The organism is Enterococcus sp. DIV0774, from assembly GCF_050539095.1.
Classification (GTDB): domain Bacteria; phylum Bacillota; class Bacilli; order Lactobacillales; family Enterococcaceae; genus Enterococcus; species Enterococcus faecalis.
The window spans coordinates 2,532,128-2,551,718 of record NZ_CP172923.1; the positions used below are offsets into that span (position 1 = coordinate 2,532,128).

General features: G+C 41.4%; 17 protein-coding genes. 4 read left to right on the top strand and 13 right to left on the bottom strand.

Features of this window, described 5'->3' with window-relative positions; translation table 11 throughout:
* Positions 1 to 37: 37 nt before the first annotated feature.
* Both yfmH and yfmF read right to left on the bottom strand, forming a co-directional pair.
* Entirely contained in the window at positions 38 to 1,342 is a 1,305-nt protein-coding gene (gene yfmH / locus IGL86_RS12225) for an EF-P 5-aminopentanol modification-associated protein YfmH (protein ID WP_010824020.1), read from the bottom strand.
* On the bottom strand, positions 1,335 to 2,603 hold the full coding sequence (gene yfmF / locus IGL86_RS12230; protein ID WP_033625720.1) for an EF-P 5-aminopentanol modification-associated protein YfmF: 1,269 nt from the start codon (positions 2,601 to 2,603) through the stop codon (positions 1,335 to 1,337). Before yfmF ends, yfmH begins: the two co-directional genes overlap by 8 nt.
* A 208-nt stretch (positions 2,604 to 2,811) precedes the next feature.
* Here yfmF and mscL point away from each other — a divergent pair, with 208 nt between their 5' ends.
* A complete protein-coding gene (mscL, locus tag IGL86_RS12235; RefSeq protein ID WP_033919012.1) occupies positions 2,812 to 3,258 on the top strand; it encodes a large conductance mechanosensitive channel protein MscL in 447 nt (148 codons plus the stop codon).
* 40 nt (positions 3,259 to 3,298) lie between these two features.
* Here the strand turns inward: mscL and IGL86_RS12240 are convergent, their stop codons facing one another.
* The 3 genes from IGL86_RS12240 to treR form a co-directional block, all read right to left on the bottom strand.
* On the bottom strand, positions 3,299 to 4,012 hold the full coding sequence (locus IGL86_RS12240) for a WxL domain-containing protein (RefSeq protein ID WP_033625719.1): 714 nt from the start codon (positions 4,010 to 4,012) through the stop codon (positions 3,299 to 3,301).
* Between the two features lie 93 nt (positions 4,013 to 4,105).
* The gene (locus tag IGL86_RS12245; protein ID WP_033625718.1) at positions 4,106 to 4,804 is read right to left on the bottom strand and encodes a WxL domain-containing protein; all 699 of its coding nucleotides are present in this window, start codon (positions 4,802 to 4,804) and stop codon (positions 4,106 to 4,108) included.
* A 379-nt stretch (positions 4,805 to 5,183) separates the two neighbouring features.
* Positions 5,184 to 5,897 carry a trehalose operon repressor gene (gene treR / locus IGL86_RS12250; RefSeq protein WP_002354877.1) on the bottom strand — a complete coding sequence of 238 codons (714 nt, stop codon included), beginning with the start codon at positions 5,895 to 5,897 and terminating at the stop codon, positions 5,184 to 5,186.
* A 260-nt stretch (positions 5,898 to 6,157) separates the two neighbouring features.
* On the opposite strand from treR, the gene IGL86_RS12255 reads away from it, so the two are divergent.
* The 3 genes from IGL86_RS12255 to IGL86_RS12265 all read left to right on the top strand — a co-directional run bounded on the left by IGL86_RS12255 (position 6,158) and on the right by IGL86_RS12265 (position 10,622).
* Complete coding sequence (locus IGL86_RS12255; RefSeq protein WP_430605614.1) at positions 6,158 to 8,902, top strand: glycoside hydrolase family 65 protein; 2,745 nt, start codon at positions 6,158 to 6,160, stop codon at positions 8,900 to 8,902.
* 14 nt (positions 8,903 to 8,916) lie between these two features.
* Positions 8,917 to 9,567: a beta-phosphoglucomutase gene (gene pgmB, locus IGL86_RS12260; RefSeq protein ID WP_033625550.1), complete on the top strand. Its 651-nt coding sequence runs from the start codon at positions 8,917 to 8,919 to the stop codon at positions 9,565 to 9,567.
* A gap of 461 nt (positions 9,568 to 10,028) precedes the next feature.
* Positions 10,029 to 10,622 carry a PBECR4 domain-containing protein gene (locus IGL86_RS12265; RefSeq protein ID WP_010706987.1) on the top strand — a complete coding sequence of 198 codons (594 nt, stop codon included), beginning with the start codon at positions 10,029 to 10,031 and terminating at the stop codon, positions 10,620 to 10,622.
* Between the two features lie 239 nt (positions 10,623 to 10,861).
* Here IGL86_RS12265 and pepG1 read toward each other — a convergent pair whose 3' ends face one another.
* The 8 genes from pepG1 to IGL86_RS12305 form a co-directional block, all read right to left on the bottom strand.
* Complete coding sequence (pepG1, locus tag IGL86_RS12270; RefSeq protein WP_002392696.1) at positions 10,862 to 11,005, bottom strand: type I toxin-antitoxin system toxin PepG1; 144 nt, start codon at positions 11,003 to 11,005, stop codon at positions 10,862 to 10,864.
* A gap of 231 nt (positions 11,006 to 11,236) precedes the next feature.
* Entirely contained in the window at positions 11,237 to 12,208 is a 972-nt protein-coding gene (locus IGL86_RS12275) for a ribose-phosphate diphosphokinase (RefSeq protein ID WP_002381060.1), read from the bottom strand.
* 174 nt (positions 12,209 to 12,382) lie between these two features.
* On the bottom strand, positions 12,383 to 12,820 hold the full coding sequence (gene msrB / locus IGL86_RS12280; RefSeq protein WP_002354871.1) for a peptide-methionine (R)-S-oxide reductase MsrB: 438 nt from the start codon (positions 12,818 to 12,820) through the stop codon (positions 12,383 to 12,385).
* A 131-nt stretch (positions 12,821 to 12,951) separates the two neighbouring features.
* A complete protein-coding gene (locus tag IGL86_RS12285) occupies positions 12,952 to 13,506 on the bottom strand; it encodes a Maf family protein (protein WP_002354869.1) in 555 nt (184 codons plus the stop codon).
* Positions 13,507 to 13,530: 24 nt separating this feature from the next.
* Positions 13,531 to 15,663 (bottom strand): DNA mismatch repair endonuclease MutL, encoded by a 2,133-nt coding sequence (gene mutL, locus IGL86_RS12290; RefSeq protein WP_033625549.1) that lies wholly within the window; start codon positions 15,661 to 15,663, stop codon positions 13,531 to 13,533.
* 31 nt (positions 15,664 to 15,694) lie between these two features.
* Entirely contained in the window at positions 15,695 to 18,271 is a 2,577-nt protein-coding gene (mutS, locus tag IGL86_RS12295; protein ID WP_033625548.1) for a DNA mismatch repair protein MutS, read from the bottom strand.
* Positions 18,272 to 18,658 carry a RicAFT regulatory complex protein RicA family protein gene (locus IGL86_RS12300; protein WP_002359008.1) on the bottom strand — a complete coding sequence of 129 codons (387 nt, stop codon included), beginning with the start codon at positions 18,656 to 18,658 and terminating at the stop codon, positions 18,272 to 18,274. It lies immediately after the preceding gene.
* A 73-nt stretch (positions 18,659 to 18,731) separates the two neighbouring features.
* Entirely contained in the window at positions 18,732 to 19,529 is a 798-nt protein-coding gene (locus IGL86_RS12305) for a TIGR00282 family metallophosphoesterase (protein ID WP_002354864.1), read from the bottom strand.
* Between the last annotated feature and the right edge of the window lie 62 nt (positions 19,530 to 19,591).

Sequence of the window (19,591 nt, forward strand, 5' to 3'; positions counted from 1 at the left end):
AGATTTCAAAGATTTTTCTTTTTCTTAAACAGTTGGTTTATTGCTCGGTTTCTCCTTTAGGATACATGTAGAAACGGCTCAATCCTTCTTCACGAATAAAGGTCTCTGCTACTTGGCGGACGTCGGCTAATTGAATACTTTCAATGACTTCAATCTTATCAAACAGCGTGGTTTCCCCAAACAATGATTGTGAAAATTGGTTGGCGATATACTCTAAAGAGTTTAAGGATTGGAAATATTTACCAATCATTTTTTTCTTCAATAAGGACAAATTTTCTTCCGTTAATTCTGGACTTGTTGTGGCAGATAATAAAATAGCTTCAATTCGTTCTGCTAAGACTTCTGGTTGCTCACTATCGCCGCCAATATCCGCAAAATGGAAACTGCGATCTAAATTAAAGTCATAACTAAAACTATCATCTAACAAGCCTTCATCATAAAGAGCTAAATAGTTTTGAGAGGTATTACCAAACAATAATTGTAACAACAAGTTCACGGTGATTTGATATTTCATTAAGTCACGACCCGTTGTTGGCACTTCATCTAAGCCTTTCAAGCCAACAAGCACTTTTGCCCGTGTGACCGCCATTTCAATGGCGCTCTCTTTGACAATGTCGGCAGCTGTTTCTTCAGGAAAATGCCGACGAATAGGTTGGGCGGCAGGAAACTCTTTCGCCGCTTGATTTTCACGAATGAACGCCATTAACGCTTCGGGGTCCATTTTCCCTACCACGAACAAGGTCATATTACTTGGATGATAAAACGTATTGTAACATGTATACAAATCTTCTGCGGTAATCTCCGCAATACTTGCCACTGTACCGGCAATATCAATATGCAATGGATGTTTCGGATAAAGGTTGCCTAAAATCCCAAAGAACAAGCGCCAGTTAGGATCATCTAAATACATTTGAATTTCTTGTCCGATGATGCCTTTTTCTTTTTCGACCGTTTCCTTCGTGAAATACGGCGATTGCACAAAATCAAGCAACGTTTCTAGATTTTGTGTCACTTGATCCGTCGTTGAAAACAAATAACTCGTTTTCGTAAAACTGGTAAAGGCATTCGCTGAAGCCCCTTGTTGCCCAAATTTTTGGAAGACATCGCCATCTTCTTTTTCAAACATTTTATGTTCTAAAAAGTGGGCGATTCCGTCAGGTACTTCAATCATTTCCTCTTGACCAATTGGCACGAACGTATTGTCAATGGAACCATAATCGGTCGTAAACAAGCCATACGTTTTTTGGAAATCATTTTTCGGTAATAGGTAAACCTTTAACCCATTTTCCAGTGTTTCTGTATACAATGTTTCTTTAATTTGTGCATAGTCTTTTTTAATCATTTTCCGTTTCTCCTTCCAAAAAGAAGATCGCTTGAAGTTCCAAGCGTTTGGCTACTTCTTGGATTTCTGGAATAGTCACGGCATTAATCCGCGCAATCCATTCCTCCGCCGTCAGTATTGTCTGCGGCATTAATTCGTTCAAGTATTCTTTTTCCAGCCACGCGCCTGCATTATCTAACGCTAAGATATACTGATTTTTTAACATTGCTTTCGTTTGTTCAATTTCTAATTCGCTAATCTTACCTAAGCGAATATTTTCCAATTCTGTCGAAATCAAACGCAAGACCTGATTCCGATTTTTGCCATCGATTCCTGTTTGAACCGTCATGAAGCCACGGAAGGTGTCGATACTACTAGAAGCATAATACGCTAAATGCTCTTTTTCACGGACATTCATAAATAATTTAGAATGCGGGAAACCGCCAAAAATCCCATTAAACACTTGCAACGCAAAATAATAGCTATCGCCATAATAAATATCTGTGTTGTAAGCCAAGTTTAATTTCGATTGGGCTAACACCTCACGCTCGGTCCGCTCTTCAATCACGTTGCGAATTGGTTGATTGTAGAAAATCGCGGCTTTGCCTTCTTCACGAGGCGTAAACGGTAATTGCTTGAATAACGGCACTAGCTCCGCCTCATTGACATCACCTAAAACAAAAATATCCACTTGATCTTCCGCCAGCATTTTTTGATAATACGCTGCTAATGACGCCGCTGTTTCCTCTGCTAACGCCGCAACGGTCCCGAAACTAGGGATTTTTTGATCCTCCGATTGATTAAAATAGACACTTTGAAGCGCCAAAGAAGCATAGGTTTGCTTATCCTCCACAATACTTTCCAAGTACGCTTTCAAGTTCTCTTTCTCCCGTTGGAAGGTTTCCGCCTCAAATTGGCCCGCTTGAATATTGGGGGCAAAAGTAATTTCCTTCAAAAAGTCCACCGCTTCGGCAAGCACCTGACTATCCTGTAAATAATGATCATTGACAATGTTCATAGAAATATTAAACCAATGTTGATTGCCTTTTTTGGAAACGCCAATCCCAAAGCTGGCGCCGTAAAGTTCCGCCAAACGCTCACTTAACTTGACTTGATTCGGGTAATTCAAGCTGTTGGTTTCCATCAAACTGGACAACAGCGTTCTTTTTGTAATGGTTTCATGATTTAATCGTGTATTAAAGCGGACTAAAAGACGCACCGTTTTATATTTTTCTGTAGGAATGACGTGTAAATTCACGCCTTTAACTAATTGAACAGACATTGCCGCATCGCTCCTTCATTTGCTTCATCTTACCTAAAGAATGCTGTGAAATATATGTATCGCGTAAATTCTAAAGCATTTTTTAATGTTTTTTCCAATAGCTCCATTATAACACAGCTTCAGGTGCTTTCTGAATGATAAGAGTTTTTCAGTTCAAATTTTCAAGAAGATTCGGTATACTGTTTTTAAAGTGAGGAGGGAAAAAAGAATGATTAAAGAATTTAAAGAGTTTATCATGCGCGGAAGTGTCTTAGACCTAGCCGTCGGTGTTGTCATTGGTAGTGCGTTTACTGCAATCGTGACACAAGTGGTGGAAGGCTTGATTACCCCGTTAATTAGTCTGATTTTTGTCTTGACGACTGGGAAAAAGAGTGCCGACGATGCATTGGGTGCCCTTGTCTATAAAGTCGAAGGTGTTGAATTCAATATTGGTAGCGTGATTAGTGCACTTATTACATTTTTAATTACGGCCTTCGTCCTCTTCTTGATTGTCAAAGCGGCCAACAAAATGAAAAACCGTGGCAAAAAAGAAGAAGCGGCAGAAGAAGTGGTACCAACCAGCGAAGATTACTTAAAAGAAATTCGCGACTTGCTAGCGGCACAAACACCGCCTGCTGAAACTGTCAAAACAGACAGCACCTTCACAGAGAAATAAGCAAAAAGTCATCCTGAGGGGATGACTTTTTTGTTTTGTCTTAGAGAGATGGTCCTGCGACAAGGTTCCAGGTGACGTTCCCTGTGTAAGCCCCTGCTTTGATCTGTTGGTAAGGGGTCGTGATGTTTAACATAGTGCTATACATCGCTACTCTAAACATGCCTTGCCCAATACCCGCAGGAGCATTTGCTATAAGCGTCGCATCCCCCTCTAAATTTATCGACCTTTGCCCCTCACTGGCTAATTGTGGTAGCAGTTCAGGTGGTATAATTGGCGCACCAGCTGCACCAGCTCCAGTATATTTATTTAATGTTTCGTCATAAACGAGGGCGTTGATACTCATAGCTCCTGTCACTTCCATATATCCTTGTAAGCTTTCACTTCCTAACTTCATACCATTTACTTGGGCTGTTAAATGCCAACCTTCTTTCGTCCCTCGTAAGTCACCCACGCCAACTACAGCAGGATAAGCAGATACCGTCGCAGGAATAGGTTTTGTCAAATCGTCTGAAATAGATGAGTTTCTAAAGTTATATCCATCTGGAATAAATAGTAAATCAAAATCACTGTTTGTAGCATCTGGGTCAGGTCTTACTGTAATCGCATCACCATCTCCATCTGGCAACTTTCCTCCACCAAACTCCACCTGCACTGGCGTATTCCCTGTCGTCACAGCCTGTGCCGACAGTGGTGCCAAACTAGCGCCAACCACTGCGCTACTTACCAACAAACTTGCGAGTAATTTCTTTTTCATTTTGCATACCTCTCTTTTTTAATTGATTGTTTAAGAACGGATGGAAGACCATTTAAACAGCTCTTTCGTCCGCTATTGTTTACCTGTTTATGCTTAAATCGCTGGTCCTGCGACAAGATTCCAGGTGACATTTCCTGTATACGCGCCTTTTTTCAGTTCTTGCATCGGTGTCGTTACATTTAACGTTAAGTTATCTAAACGACCTGACCAAGTCCCTTGCCCTTTTCCTAGAGGAGCGTTAATTAAAGCCGCGGCGCCGCCACCAATCTTAAGGCTCGCACCGTTAAAGCTAGGGGCCGTTGGATCATTAGCGATATTCATGCCATTCAGAGTATTGAAGCCCCCGTAAGAACTCGTACTTTCATTGAATATGGCATAGTATGGTGTCATTCCAAAAGTAATCTGTCCATCTAATGTATCTGTGCCATTGCTCATGCCCACTACTTCGCCAGTGACATGCCAACCTTCTTTGGTTCCGCGGACATCACCCACCATGATCGATTTTGGCGCAGTTGAAATGGGTCTAATAGCGGTTACATCCTCACCAATTTTTACGGGAGAAAAGTCAAAAATTTTCGGGATGGCTAATAAGTCAAAATTCGTATTCGGTTGCGTCGGATCGGGATCTACGATTGGGCCAGTATCATCCCCCTGATCTTGCAATGTTCCACCTTCAAATTCTACCTGTACTGGTGTATTTCCTGTCGTGACAGCCTGTGCCGAAAGAGGCGCCAAGCTAGCCCCAACAACTGCGCTGCCAACGAGTAAACTTGCAAATAATTTCTTTTTCATCTATGTACGTCTCCTTTTGTTTAAGAATTTCCAGAATGTACTTCTGAAGCTATGGCCTTAATTATACAAGATTCCCCTGTGTCTGTGATTTTAAATATTTAACCGCGCATAGAAAAAATCAACAGTTCTTTTAATATCAATGATATCTCTTGATTTTAAACATAAATTTCAACACTTTTTGACATTCGAAAGTGTTATTTAATGATTTTCGCGGCAAAATCGATTAATAAACAGCAAGAAAACGTCAAAAAGTAAGGGTTCAACTCTTACCTTTTGACGTTTTCTCCTAAATTCTTATAAATTTATCCGCGATTTCGGCGAAAAAATCTTCAAATTTCATTTAATGACAGCCGTTTTTGTGTTTGCTAGTCACTGCGCCTTACAACTTGCGGCGACGGGCGAATTCCACAAACTTAAATTTGTTTAAGCGGTGACGGGATTCCGTATAGCCAAAACAGCGAGTATCTTCCAAGTTCATGATACTGCGGACCACGACGACATGATTGCCTTCGACTTCACCAATCAGTTGCTTGTCCATCTCTGTGAGCGGTTCCACGGTAATTTCTTTCTGGGCATAACTAATCGCCAAGCCAAGGTCGTTTTCCAAATAATCGAAAATCGAATCTTCGGCACGATGCTTCGGCAGTTCAGGGACAATCTCTTTAATCAAGTAATCAATATCTAAAATATCGACTTCCCCTTCAATCTCCCGTTGCCGAACTAAGCGCCAAACAGGGGCCCCTTCGGTCCAACCAGTCAACTGAGCCAAGTTGCGCTCTACAGGAATTTCTTCTAAGGAAACCACATGAGTATGACTTTCAATATGTTGCGTTTGTTGTAACTCCTTATAACTGGTCACCCCTGAAATAGGAAAATTAAATTTTTTAAAGTTGAGCACAATCGAGCCTTTGCCTTGTTTTTTCTGAATGTAGCCAGCGTTAATCAGTAAATTCAAGGCTTTCCGAATTGTTTCACGGGAAACATTGTAAGTTTCCACTAATTGATTTTCACTAGGTAATAAATCGCCTGGCTGATAGTCGCCTTGGACAATTTGTTGTTCTAATTCTAAAAATATGTCATGAAACTTGTTCATGCCGATCCTCCTCTACCAACAATTTCTTTTCTAAAAGCATAGCATATTCCCTCCGAAAAACCTAGAGCTGGTCAGAAAAATCCCCCGCACTTTCTGCCTTGCTTACGCACTGACTCCCCCAGCTAAACCACTGCTTGACCGCCTTTTTTTCGGACCCAGCGTAGTCGGTTGCAGCCACGTTGTAGAAAAGTTTTCCCAAGAATCTGGGGAAAATCCTTGTAATTCTGATTCGTTCATACTATACTGTAGTCAAACGAAACATGTCTATACAAGTTCGCAAGGAGGCGCCAAACATGACTATTTTAGAATTAACATTCGCAACGAACCAACTAACGACGACTTTTTTAAACCATAAATTGGAACCGCTTCACCAAAAAACGTTCCCTTTTGAAGCTTTGACTATCGAAGAAACGGTTCCTGAACTGTGCCAATTGATTGTGGCAGAGGCTGCGCCGATTCTGGGGGGAATTGTGGCTGATTTCCCAGCGGACTTCTTTTCGCCAGAGGAAACGTTGGCGCTGGTTCCGCAAGCGGTGATTCAAGCATTCTCGGAACAATTGAACACGCCACTTTTAACGGCAGCCGAACAAGCGGCGGCACCGAATCTGCTGGAAGCATTTGAAGAAAAACGGCAGTATCTGGCTTGGCATTTGGACTATTATGGCTACGTGCCTGGGAAAAATGAATATGCGGTGGAGTCCCTGTTAACTGTCGGCAATGGCTTTTTAGGTTTGCGCGGCACAACACCTGAGATGACGATTTCTGATGATCATTATCCAGCGACCTACATTGCGGGGCTTTATAATACAGCGGCTTCGGAAGTTGCGGGTCAAGTAGTGGAAAATGAAGATTTCGTCAATGCTCCTGACAACCAACACATCGCTTTAAAAATTGGCGATGCCACTGACTGGTTAACGATTTCTCCAGACACACTACAACAATTACATCGTCAATTGAACTTGAAAACGGGATTGTTTGTCGCAGAAATGATTTTGAAAGATGCGGACAATCAGCAAATTAAATTAACGACGAAAAAAATCGCCAATATGGCACAGCCGAATGACTATCATCTGCAATATACGTTTGAGCCGTTAAACTTTTCGGCCCCGATTACTTTGAAAACCGTCACGGATGGCAGTGTCTACAACTACAACGTGGCGCGGTATCGTAACTTAACAGCGAAACATTTTCAGGTGACAGCATTAAGCGCGCAGGAAAACAAAACCGTGATTGAGGTTTGTACCAATCAATCTAACTTGAGCGTCCGAGAAACGGCCTTGATAACCGGTGATTTTTTTGAAAAAGAAGCGATTACGATTCAAGAAGAAGCGGAAAAAATCGCCCAAGTGGTGACCGTGATGGCGCACCAAGGCACGCGCTATACGCTAGAAAAACAAGTCTATGTGCAAGCCAGCCACGCCGAACAAAGTTGGCAAGTACCGTTTACGCCGAAGGACTCTTTTGCGGCCGCCGCTCAGGAAAGCGCCCGCGCTTGGCAAACCCTTTGGCAACAAGCCAACATTACCGTGACAGGCGATTTGATGTCTCAAAAACTTTTACGGATTCACAGTTATCACTTGCTGGCTTCGGCTTCGCCTTTTAGTAACCAAGCGCAAGCATTGGACGTCTCGATTACCGCCCGAGGCTTGCATGGTGAAGCGTATCGTGGACATATTTTCTGGGATGAAATTTTTATTTTACCTTTTTATATTCAACATTATCCTGACACGGCGAAACAATTGTTGCTGTATCGCTACCATCGATTAGAGAAGGCGAAGGAAAATGCGGCGGCTAGCCAGTATCGTGGCGCAATGTATCCGTGGCAATCAGGACGTGACGGGCGTGAAACCACGCAAAAACTTCACTTAAATCCGTTGAATGGACATTGGGGCGAGGATCATAGCATTCTGCAACGGCATGTGTCCTTGGCGATTGCTTACAATGCTTGGTTGTATTGGCATAGTACACAGGATCATGAATTTATGAAACAATATGGCGGCGAAATGTTGTTAGAAATCGCTCAATTTTGGAACAGCGCTGCGACGTTAGATGACGCAACAGGACGGTTCTTTATTGATAAAGTGATGGGACCTGATGAGTTTCACGAGGGCTATCCAGACCAAACGGAAAGCGGCTTGAAAAACAACGCCTATACGAATTTGATGGTGGTTTGGCTATTCGAAGAATTAACCAACATTTTGGCACTTTTCTCTGAGGAAGAACAGGCACAACTTTTTGCCAAAACTCAGACTACTTCGGCTGATTTAGCCCGCATGCAGCAAATTCAAAATTCACTGGAAATTGAAGTTAATTCTGACGGCATTATTGCGCAATATGAAGGGTATTTCGGCTTAAAAGAGATTGACTGGGCGGCGATGAAAGAGAAATACGGCAATATTTACCGCATGGATCGAATTTTAAAAGCCGAAGGAGAATCTCCCGATGATTACAAAGTGGCGAAACAAGCCGACACGTTAATGTTGTTCTACAACTTAGACAAAACTCGGGTGGATCAAATTTTAGAAGATTTAGGGTATCAATTGCCTGCGGATTATTTGGAAAAAAATCTTTTGTATTATCTAAAACGGACGTCTCATGGTTCGACTTTGTCACGAATTGTTCATGCCCAATTGGCAGAAATGGCGCAATTCCATGAGCTATCTTGGCAACTTTATCAAGAAGCATTGTATTCCGATTATCGTGACATTCAAGGTGGCACGACCGCTGAAGGGATTCATACAGGGGTCATGGCTGCGACGATCCACGTTACTTTAGCGACGTATGCAGGCGTTGACACGCGCCAGAACGAGTTATCAATTTGTCCAAACTTACCTGAACATTGGCAAGCGCTGGCCTTCCAGTTTATTCATCAAGGCGTGACGTATCAATTTTCATTAACACAAACCAGTGTCACGATTACAGCAGATAAAGATACACAATTATTGGTTCAGGGCGCGTTGATTCCGTTAACCGCCGAACGACCAAAAGAAGTACATTATCAATAAAGGAGCGAACCACAATGACGATTGGATTTATTTTTGATTTGGATGGTGTCATTACAGACACCGCCAAATTTCATTATCAAGCTTGGAAAGCGTTGGCCGATTCGCTAGGTATCCCCATTGACGAAACCTTCAACGAAACATTAAAAGGCATTAGTCGGATGGATTCCTTGGACCGCATTTTAGCCCATGGCCACCGTGAAAATGCGTTTACTCCAGCAGAAAAAGAAGCCTTAGCTCAGCAAAAAAATGACCACTACGTTCAATTATTAGAACATTTAACAACAGAAGATGTTTTACCTGGTGTCGTGCCATTGCTACAGCAAGCCCAAGCACGTCACATTCCCTGTGCCGTGGCTTCGGCTTCAAAAAACGCCCCCCTGATTTTGGAAAAATTAGGCGTGCGCGCGTACTTCGCCACAATTGTCGATCCCGACTCGTTAAGCAAAGGCAAACCTGATCCTGAAATCTTTTTAGCCGCCGCTGACAGTATTGGCGTGCTACCGCAAAACGCCATTGGCTTTGAAGATGCACAATCAGGCATTGACGGCTTGAAAGCCGCAGGCATCTATGCCGTCGGCTTGTCGGCCAGCCAACCCTTAATCGGAGCCGACATGCAAGTCTCTGAAATGACTAAACTAAGCGTTGATGCACTGCTCAATCGCTAAAGAAGGACAAGAACCTTTAGCAGCAGGCACCTCTTTTCATCTACATTGTATCTATGCTAGAATGTAGATGAAAAGAGAGAGATGCGTCAACGTACCTCTCTAGTGTAGAGCCGTTTGAGACGGTGACCTTTTGGATTATTTAAAAATAACCGTGCTGGTCAAAGTTGACGGTTATTTTTTATTGTCATTACACTCCATTATTGGATTAAAAAGGATTGAGTTGAACGTGGTTCTGTGGTAGACTTTTATTAGAAACAAGTAGATGTTTCTTGATGATCAGGCATCATAATAACTCAATACTGAAATCGGAAGTAATAGCCGATAGTTGGCGAGCAACAGAAAAACTCGATATAGAATTGGACGTAGAGCCAATAGTTGGTGAGCAACAGAAAAACCTGAATTATATTTGAAGTTTAAAGAAGGCAAGCTAAGCTTGGCTTCTTTATTTATAGGAGAAACTAATGATTGAGAAAAAAGATTTTGACACAATTAGAAAGGCGTTCTTAATTTATGACACCAACTTCAATAATCATATGTTCACTTATACATATCAACATCGGAAAACAAAGAAATTGTTAGAAATGAACGTTCAATTTGAAGCTGGGAATTTTATGCATTTATGCGGAGTTGACTATTATCAAATAGATAAACAAGGGAGCTGTAAATTTCGTTTTAAGGCTACTCAATTTTACAGAGCTTTAAAAAATAATAAAGTTTCACTGCGCGGGATTAAACCTAAAGATGATGGAACCACAGGCCAAAAATTACAAGTAATTTCTCTATTAGAAATGCTTATTTCTCCAGGTGTACGAATATGCGATGGAGGAAAATTTTATAATTTACAGTATGAAAAAGCAATTCGTTCAGGCAAAATGATTGTGGCGTTAACATGTAAAGAGAATAACAAAAAGTACGTCCCACAATCTTTATTATCGTTAATAAATCAGCCACGAAAGAGCCAATCGAAATCTTTAACTGAATCCCATGAAGTAATTAAAATAAGTAAGTCTGAGCTGAATAGCACCTCAGTAATTGAAGTTTACGATAAATTTTAACAAAAAAGCGGGCTAAACAGACTATAGGCAAAGAGAAAAAGCCCAGAGGTTTTTCTCCTCTTTAACAGCTTTTAGGATTTCACGGATTAACGCTAAATTTATTCGTACTTTTCGGGAAAATATGCTATAATAAAAACGAAAAGAGAGATATGCGTCAACATACCTCTCTGATGTAGAGCCGTTTAAGACGGTGACCAATTTAGTTATAAAAAATAACCGTACTCGATCAAAGTAAACGGTTATTTTTTATTGTCATTTTTAAGCAATTTCACAATCAGCGCGATCAAAGCAATGGTAAACATACCAAACCCTAGGATCGTCTGAATTGTTTCATATGCTGACAAAAGGCCTCTCCTTTCTGTAAATTTTGGAAGTACGCTCATACGCACCACCTCACCGAAAGAGGAAAGTCTCTGCTCCTACGCTTCTCACTTTGTTGCGATGCTCGTCGCAAAGCGCATGTTCCTTTGCGCTTGCCTCCGCATTAACTTCTCTACACTTATCGTATATCATGAATACCTAATAAATATTCAGGTTACAATATTTTTTTAGATAAAATGATTTAGAGAAAAAACCGCCCACATCAGAAAAATGATGTGGGCGGTTTTTTGTAATTATTTATTTTTTGTTTCAAATAACGGACTAACTGGTTTGTTTTCGTGGATACGTTTAATCGCATCTCCGATTAATTCACCAACGCTGACTTCGTCAATTTTTGCAATTTTACGATCATCAGATAGGTAAATAGAGTCTGTTACAACTAAGCGTTCAATTGCTGAATCTTCAATACGTTGTAAGGCTGGTCCTGATAAAACGGGATGTGTACAAGAAGCGTAAACGTCTTTTGCTCCGGCTTCTTTCAATGCGTTTGCAGCAAGAGAAATTGTCCCCGCTGTGTCAATCATGTCATCAATTAAGACACATGTTTTGCCTTCCACATGACCAATGATATTCATTACTTCTGCTACGTTCGCTTTTGGACGACGTTTGTCAATGATCGCAATTGGTGCTTTTAAGAATTCTGCCAATTTACGTGCACGCGTTACACCACCATGGTCAGGGGAAACAACAACGACGTCATCGCCTTGAATGCCGTGTTCGATGAAGTAATCGGCAATTAATGGTGCACCCATCAAATGATCCACTGGAATATCAAAGAATCCTTGAATTTGGACCGCATGTAAGTCCAATGTCAACATTCTTGTTGCGCCAGCTTTTTCAATCATGTTTGCAACAAGTTTAGCAGTGATTGGTTCCCGGGCACGTGCTTTACGGTCTTGACGTGCATACCCATAATAAGGCATAACCACGTTAATTGTTTTAGCACTCGCACGTTTTAACGCATCAATCATGATTAATAGTTCCATTAAGTTATCGTTAACAGGGCTACTTGTTGATTGAATGACGTAAACATGTGCACCACGAATACTTTCTTCAATATTCACTTGAATTTCGCCATCACTAAATTGTGTTACAGAGCACTTTCCTAGCTCCACACCCACAGCATCCGCAATTTTTTCTGCTAAGGGACGATTAGAGTTCAAAGAAAAGATTTTCAATCTTGGATCAAAATAATGTTTCGACATTAGAACCTCCACTTTCTATTTCAGCCAATTCGTTAAAACTGAACAATACTTTCCTTCTAAAATAATAGTAGTCCTAGCCAAATAAATCAAGAGATTTTCTGTATTTCATACAAGATATTCATCAAAAGTCGCTTTCTTCTAACTATTTTATCGTATTTGTCTAAAAAATGAGGATTATTTGAATAAAGAAAGGTACTCGCCATAGCCTTCTTTTTCTAAATCTGCCACTGGCACAAATCTCAAAGCTGCCGCATTAATGCAATAACGTAAGCCGCCTTCTTGGAGTGGGCCATCAGTGAAAACATGCCCTAAATGTGAATCTGCTTCTTGACTGCGAACTTCTACTCGGTGCATGCCGTGACTAAAATCAGCTTTTTCTTTGACGCCACGTTTTTCAATTGGTTTGGTAAAGGATGGCCAGCCGCAACCAGCATCGTATTTGTCCAGGGAGCTAAACAACGGTTCGCCACTAACAATGTCTACATAGATTCCGTCTTGGTAAAAGTCATCATATTCTCCTGAAAAAGGGCGTTCTGTTGCGTTTTCTTGTGTGACGGCATATTGAAGATCCGTCAAGGTTTGTTTTAATTCTTCTTCTGTTGGTTTTGTCATTCTGTCCACTCCTTTTCTTCTGTTCAATTTATTGGGTTCAATGATACCACGTTTGCCAAACAGGCACCTAATAGTTTGCATAGTAAAAGACAGTCCTTTCTCTTTTGACGAATGAAAAGGACTGTCTTTTATTAGTTGAATTCTTTTAGTAGTCGGGCTACTTTGGCAATTGGTAAGCCCATAATGGCGTAATAATCGCCGGCGATTGCTTCAATTAGTAATGCTCCTTGTCCTTGGATACCATAAGCGCCTGCTTTGTCGGCATATTCTGCGGTATCTAAGTAAGCATGGATTTCCGTGTCTGTCAGTGGATAAAACGTCACGGTTGAATGAACTGTCGCGGAGCGCTCTTTTTCCCCTTGTTTCAACGTCACACTTGTATACACGTCATGTGTTTTGCCACTTAACAGGCGCAACATGCGATAACCGTCTTCCCGAGAAGTCGGTTTACCGAGGATTTCTCCCGCCAATGCCACAATTGTATCGCAGCCAATGACTAGTGCTTCGGGGGATTGTTCTGCTATAGCCGCTGCTTTTTGGGCAGCCATTTGCGCCACATATTCTGCTGGTAAGCCGTCTTTGCCAACAGTTTCATCGATATCGGCTGGTGCAATCGTAAAAGTTGGAACCACACGCTTTAATAACTCCTGACGGCGAGGAGATTGGGATGCTAAAATAATTTGCATAAATTGATGACGCCTCGTTTCTTTTTAATGGGGGTCTTGAATGCGTTTAAACATTCGTTCCATATCTGAATTCGTAAAATGAATCAGCACCGGACGTCCATGCGGACAATTAAACGGATTTTCGCACAAGGCTAAATCTTTTAATAGCACGCGTGCTTGTTGCTCATTGAGGTAATGATTGGCTTTGATGGATCGCTTACAGCTCATCATAATGGCAGTTGCTTCACGGAATTTTTTCACGCTGACCGAGCCAGTTGTTAGCAACATGTCAATCATCTCGCGAACAATGCTTTCCTCTTCGCCTGCAGGATACCAAGTTGGGTGCTCCCGCACAATGAAACTATTTTGTCCAAAGTCTTCCAAATGGATGCCGACTTCCGCAAGGGTTTCTTTCTGCTCTTTAATTTTCAAGGCATCGCTATTTGGATAATCAATAACGATTGGTACCAATAGTTCTTGTAAATCATCACTGACTTCGCCAATTTTTTCACGGAAGTACTCGTATTTAATTCGTTCTTGGGCAGCGTGTTGGTCGATAATAAACAGACCATCTTTGCTTTGTGCGAATAAATAAGTTCCGTGCATTTGACCGAAGTATTCTAGCTCAGGAAAACGTTCTGTCGGTCGTTCTTCTTCCAACTTGTTCAGGGCTTGTTTCAGTTCTCTTTGGCTCGCAGCGCTATTGGCATCGAATTCCGGGTGAAGTTTCATTTCTTCTTGGAAAACCTCGTCAGCAGCCTCTGATGAACGCAGAGAAGGTTCTGAATCAGGCACTTCAGTTATTTTCGTTTCTTCGGCTATTACCTGTTGCTCATTACTAGCTGTTTCCCAATGATTTGCGGAATCAGCAGCTGCCGAAGAGGTTTCGTAAGCTGACGTTTCTTCCGCTACACTCGTTGATTCTGGCACTGGCGGCGCAAATGGGTCGTCCATTGGATCCACTGCTCTTTCTGTCTGGTTGACAGTTTCAGGGGCGCTTGAGACTGGTGTTTCGTCTGTCGCATGTTCCGCATAGAAGCGACCCGTTGCAGGATTATAGCTTAAGCTGCCCGGTCGTTGTTTTACCGCAGGTTGTTCAGTCGATAAAGGAATTTCCATTTGTTCGGCTTTAGGTTCTGGCGGTAGTTTCTTTTTAAAACGCAAATTGTCTGCCGCATTGGGAATCAACTGTTCTTGGCTCAACACTTCTTGAATCGCCTGTTCAATTAATGCCATTAAATCTTTTTCTTTACTTAAACGAACTTCTTGCTTAGTAGGATGGACATTGACATCGACTAACAGCGGATCCATTTCAATTTCTAACACAGCAATTGGAAAACGCCCCACCATTAGTTTCGAACCATAGCCGGCTACAATTGCTTTATTTAACGCGAAATTTTTAATATAACGACCATTGATAATCGTTGATAAATAGTTGCGGCTGGCCCGTGTGACTTCTGGCAATGAAACATACCCTGTCAAAGTAAAATCAAGGTCTTTTCCTTCAATTTTCAACATTTTCTTTGCGGTACTAATGCCATAAATCCCGGCAATCGTTTGTTTTAAATCACCATTGCCTGTTGTACTCATCATTTTGTGGCCGTCATGAACTAAGCGAAAAGCGACTTTAGGGTGGCTTAACGCCAGACGATTGACAATGTCACCGATATTGGCCAATTCCGTTTGGATCGTTTTGACGTATTTCAAACGAGCGGGCGTATTATAAAATAAATTAGAAACGGTCATTTTTGTGCCTTTACGGAGGGCTGCTGGTCGGTTTTCTTCGACCTTGCCCCCTTTTAGAATCACATAGCTGCCTTCTTCTTCCTCAGCTGTGGCAGTTTCGACAATCATTTCAGAAACTGAGGCAATACTTGGTAAGGCTTCGCCTCGAAACCCCAAGCTGCGAATTCGAAACAAATCATCTCTTGTATGAATTTTGCTTGTGGCATGGCGCTTGAAGGCATTCAGTACATCTTCTTTGGCAATTCCTTCACCATTATCAATAATTTGAATGGTTTTCAAGCCAGCTTCTTCAATAAAAATATCAATTTGAGTGCTTCCTGCATCCAGTGCATTTTCCACCAATTCTTTGACGACAGAAGCGGGACGTTCAACAACTTCACCAGCAGCAATCTGGTTGGCTAGTTGTTCAGATAGTTCTTGAATTTTCCCCATTTCACGACCTCCTAACCGGTTCGGTTCCTAATTAGATACGTTTTTGCAATTGATGAAGCATGTTTAACGCATCTAGTGGTGTCATTTCTAATAGATTCATTTTCTTCAATGTGTCAATGACACTTAATTCTTCTGTTGAAACTTCTTTAAATAATGAAAGTTGCTCGGTTTCTTCATGGACTTCTGAAACTTCTTCATGATGAACTGAACTTGGAATCGTTGTTTCTTCCGCTTCTAAAGCGGATAAAATGGTGGCTGCTCGTTCTAAAAGCGGGCTTGGTAAACCAGCGATTTTAGCAACATGTATCCCATAGCTCTTATCAGCAGGTCCTTCCATCATTTTATGAAGAAAGACCACTTCGCCATCTTTTTCGACAGCGCCCACGTGAATATTCTTCAAGCCTTTTAAGGTTTCATCTAGAACAGTTAGTTCATGATAATGTGTAGAGAATAGCGTTTTGGCTTGTACTTCACGATGGATATATTCAATGATGGCTTGCGCTAGCGCCATTCCATCATAGGTTGCCGTGCCGCGTCCTAATTCATCAAATAAAATTAGGCTGTTAGGCGTGGCATGCCGCAGTGCTTGGTTGGCTTCCATCATTTCTACCATAAAGGTACTTTGCCCTGCAATTAGATCATCAGAGGCTCCAATCCGTGTAAAAATTTGATCGAAAATTGGCATTTCAGCACTTTCCGCTGGTACAAAACAGCCAATTTGCGCCATGACCACCGTCAAAGCCAATTGACGCATGTAGGTACTTTTCCCTGACATGTTTGGTCCAGTAATCAAGAGAATATCTGTTTCTGGGTTCATGCGGATACTGTTTGGAATGTATTCTTGGTGCCCTAAAACTTTTTCCACGACTGGGTGTCGTCCTTCGACAATCGCCAAATTTTTCGTGTTACTTCTTAACGTTGGTCGAACGTATTGATACCGTTCACTAATTGTTGCAAAAGATTGTAAAACATCAACCGCACTAATGGTTTTAGCCAGTGTTTGCAACCGATCAATGTTCGTTTTCACTTGTTCTCTCACGGCCAAGAACAATTGATATTCTAGTTCAACTGATTTTTCTTCGGCTTCTAAGATTAAATGTTCTAGTTCTTTTAGTTCTGGCGTAATAAAGCGCTCCGCATTAGCTAATGTTTGCTTCCGCTCGTATTTTCCTTCTTCTAAATTCGCTAAATTTGACTTAGTAATTTCAATGAAATAACCAAAGACACGATTGTAGCCAATCTTCAAGTTTTTAATCCCTGTTTCTTGGCGTTCTTTCGCTTCTAACTCCGCTAGCCATTGCTTACCATTGCGCATGGCATCACGGTATTCATCTAATTGGTCGTTATAGCCGTCTTTAATAACATTTCCTTCAGTAATTTGTAAAGGGGCTTCTTCATTAATCGCCGTCGCAATCAATGCCACTAAATCTTCAACAGGGTTTAAGTCGACTAACAAATCATCCCATTCCCCTTGATTGATCCCGACAATTAACTGTCGAATCGTTGGTACTTGTTCTAAAGAGGTCCGTAATTGAATTAAATCACGCCCATTCACACTGCCGAATGCCACGCGTCCTGCTAACCGCTCTAAATCATACACGTTCGTCAATGCTGCTTGCAAATCTAAGCGTTCAAAATAGGCATTTAATAAGGATTGCACCATTTCTTGACGCGCCTTAATTTGACGTTCCTGAATTAGCGGACGATCCAACCATTGTTTCAACAAACGGCCGCCCATAGCTGTTTTCGTTTCATCTAATAGCCACAATAGAGTCCCTTTTTTCTGTCCTGTTCGGATCGACTGACTCAATTCTAAATTGAATTTAGAATAATGATCCATTTTCAAGAAATGATCTGGCTGATATTCCACAGCTTTCTGAATATGGGACAAGCTCCGCTTTTGGGTAACGGATAAATAAGATAATAATTTGCCTGTAATTTCAATTTCTAATGGATTAATCAGTTCATTGGTTAAAAAACTAAACTCGGCATTTTCTTCCACCGTTTCTTGTGTCGAAAAGATAATATTTAAACGTAAACTTAAGTTCTCTTTTAACGATTCAGGAATCCCTGAACCTAGGACCATTTCTTTTGTTTGCAACGCAGAAGCTTCGTTTAAAACGCCCTCTTCATCAGCCAAGACTGCTGTTTTTAATTCGCCTGTACTCAAGTCTACATAGGCAAAACCGAACTGATTACCATCTGTTAGCACAGCGGTTAAGTAATTATTGTCTTTGGCTTCCAAGCCTTTACTATTCATCACCGTTCCTGGCGTTACCAACTGGACCACTTCTCGTTTGACCATGCCCTTGGTAGTCTTTGGATCTTCCACTTGCTCACAAATCGCTACTTTATAGCCTTGCTCAATCAACGTATCAATGTAGCCTTGCGCGGCATGATAAGGAACGCCACACATAGGAATCGGATCATCCGCATTGCGGTTACGACTGGTTAACGTCAATTCTAAGATTTGCGCTGCATTGATAGCATCTTCATAAAATAATTCATAAAAATCACCTAAGCGATAAAATAAAAACGCATCCTTGTATTGGGCCTTAATGGATAAATATTGTTCCATCATGGGTGTATTTTTTGTCTTTTGTGGCATTTAATTCCCTTCCTTCTCTAGCTCTTCGTTCACGCGGTATTGAATGAGCGCCGTGACATGTTGGACTAAGTCATTGGCTTCGATCAGTTGTTCGCGGTAGGCTACAACGAGTGGGTGCTCATCAAATTCTTTTGTTTTCGCATCAGCTCGTTGAATGGCTTCTTTTTCAGCAGTTGGTTTGCCATAGTGAGCAAATTGAACCGCATCTTTTTGCGCAGCTTTAATTTCTTCCACTAATTCTGTCAGCTTTTTGTTTTTCTTTACCTTTTCTTCAATCGCTTGGTAGCGCTGAATGACTTCATCTTGTCCAATTAAATGTAACAATTTTTCTAATTCTTTATTACTTTGTGCATCTAAATTCAACGGCTCCATTTTTTTCACCTTCATCTTTCACCGGCACTTTTTCTATAAGAGCAGAAAAAGTTAACCTCTTAATGATCCGAGATTAACTTTTCTTCTATTATTCTTGAAACGGGCGATCTTCGCTAATCTGAATCGGCTCAATCATCTTCGCTTGGCCCGTTTGGTCATCAATCTCTAAAATACAGGCAGATAAAATTGTCCGCCCTGTTTCGACTACCTCAAAGCGCTTCGGCAATGCTGTCATAAACTTCTCAATAATCGGTTCACGCTTCATTCCTAGAATCCCATCATAAGGTCCGGTCATACCGACATCACTTAAGAAGGCTGTCCCTTTCGGTAAAATCCGAGCGTCATTTGTTTGAACATGCGTATGTGTTCCAACAACGGCTGAAACTTGGCCATCTAAAAACCAGCTCATGGCTTGTTTTTCGCTCGTCGTTTCGCCATGAAAATCCACAAAAATGAGCGGTGTCCGTTTGCGAGCGATAGCCACTAGCTCGGCGGCTTTCTTGAAAGGATCTTCCAATGGCACCATAAATGTGCGGGCCTGTAAATTAATCACCGCTAGTTCCAATTGATTGACTTTCACAAAAACCATTCCTTGACCAGGCACATCTTCTGGAAAGTTCGCTGGACGAACCATTTTCTTCGCATCATCAATGAATTCAAAGATATCCTTGTTGTCCCACGTATGGTTACCCATCGTAACAACATCGACACCATCTTGCAAAAATTTCTTATAAATCTTGCCAGTAATTCCCCGACCAGATGCCGCATTTTCACCATTGGCAATGGTCACTTGTGGACGATATTTTTTCTTTAATTTAGGGACATACGTTGCTAGGGCTTCTCTTCCTAAAGAACCGACAACATCTCCTATAAATAATATACGCAAAAAGGTTCCTCTTCTCTTTTTAACATCTCTTGTTTATTATAGTTGTTTTCGCTTTGAAAAGA

What these genes read in the sequence shown, in the direction of transcription:
- yfmH (WP_010824020.1), bottom strand. Translation starts at nt 1,342, where the DNA reads ATGATTAAAAAAGACTATGCACAAATTAAAGAAACATTGTATACAGAA.
- yfmF (WP_033625720.1), bottom strand. Translation starts at nt 2,603, where the DNA reads ATGTCTGTTCAATTAGTTAAAGGCGTGAATTTACACGTCATTCCTACA.
- mscL (WP_033919012.1), top strand. Translation starts at nt 2,812, where the DNA reads ATGATTAAAGAATTTAAAGAGTTTATCATGCGCGGAAGTGTCTTAGAC.
- IGL86_RS12240 (WP_033625719.1), bottom strand. Translation starts at nt 4,012, where the DNA reads ATGAAAAAGAAATTACTCGCAAGTTTGTTGGTAAGTAGCGCAGTGGTT.
- IGL86_RS12245 (WP_033625718.1), bottom strand. Translation starts at nt 4,804, where the DNA reads ATGAAAAAGAAATTATTTGCAAGTTTACTCGTTGGCAGCGCAGTTGTT.
- treR (WP_002354877.1), bottom strand. Translation starts at nt 5,897, where the DNA reads ATGAACAAGTTTCATGACATATTTTTAGAATTAGAACAACAAATTGTC.
- IGL86_RS12255 (WP_430605614.1), top strand. Translation starts at nt 6,158, where the DNA reads ATGTCTATACAAGTTCGCAAGGAGGCGCCAAACATGACTATTTTAGAA.
- pgmB (WP_033625550.1), top strand. Translation starts at nt 8,917, where the DNA reads ATGACGATTGGATTTATTTTTGATTTGGATGGTGTCATTACAGACACC.
- IGL86_RS12265 (WP_010706987.1), top strand. Translation starts at nt 10,029, where the DNA reads ATGATTGAGAAAAAAGATTTTGACACAATTAGAAAGGCGTTCTTAATT.
- pepG1 (WP_002392696.1), bottom strand. Translation starts at nt 11,005, where the DNA reads ATGAGCGTACTTCCAAAATTTACAGAAAGGAGAGGCCTTTTGTCAGCA.
- IGL86_RS12275 (WP_002381060.1), bottom strand. Translation starts at nt 12,208, where the DNA reads ATGTCGAAACATTATTTTGATCCAAGATTGAAAATCTTTTCTTTGAAC.
- msrB (WP_002354871.1), bottom strand. Translation starts at nt 12,820, where the DNA reads ATGACAAAACCAACAGAAGAAGAATTAAAACAAACCTTGACGGATCTT.
- IGL86_RS12285 (WP_002354869.1), bottom strand. Translation starts at nt 13,506, where the DNA reads ATGCAAATTATTTTAGCATCCCAATCTCCTCGCCGTCAGGAGTTATTA.
- mutL (WP_033625549.1), bottom strand. Translation starts at nt 15,663, where the DNA reads ATGGGGAAAATTCAAGAACTATCTGAACAACTAGCCAACCAGATTGCT.
- mutS (WP_033625548.1), bottom strand. Translation starts at nt 18,271, where the DNA reads ATGCCACAAAAGACAAAAAATACACCCATGATGGAACAATATTTATCC.
- IGL86_RS12300 (WP_002359008.1), bottom strand. Translation starts at nt 18,658, where the DNA reads ATGAAGGTGAAAAAAATGGAGCCGTTGAATTTAGATGCACAAAGTAAT.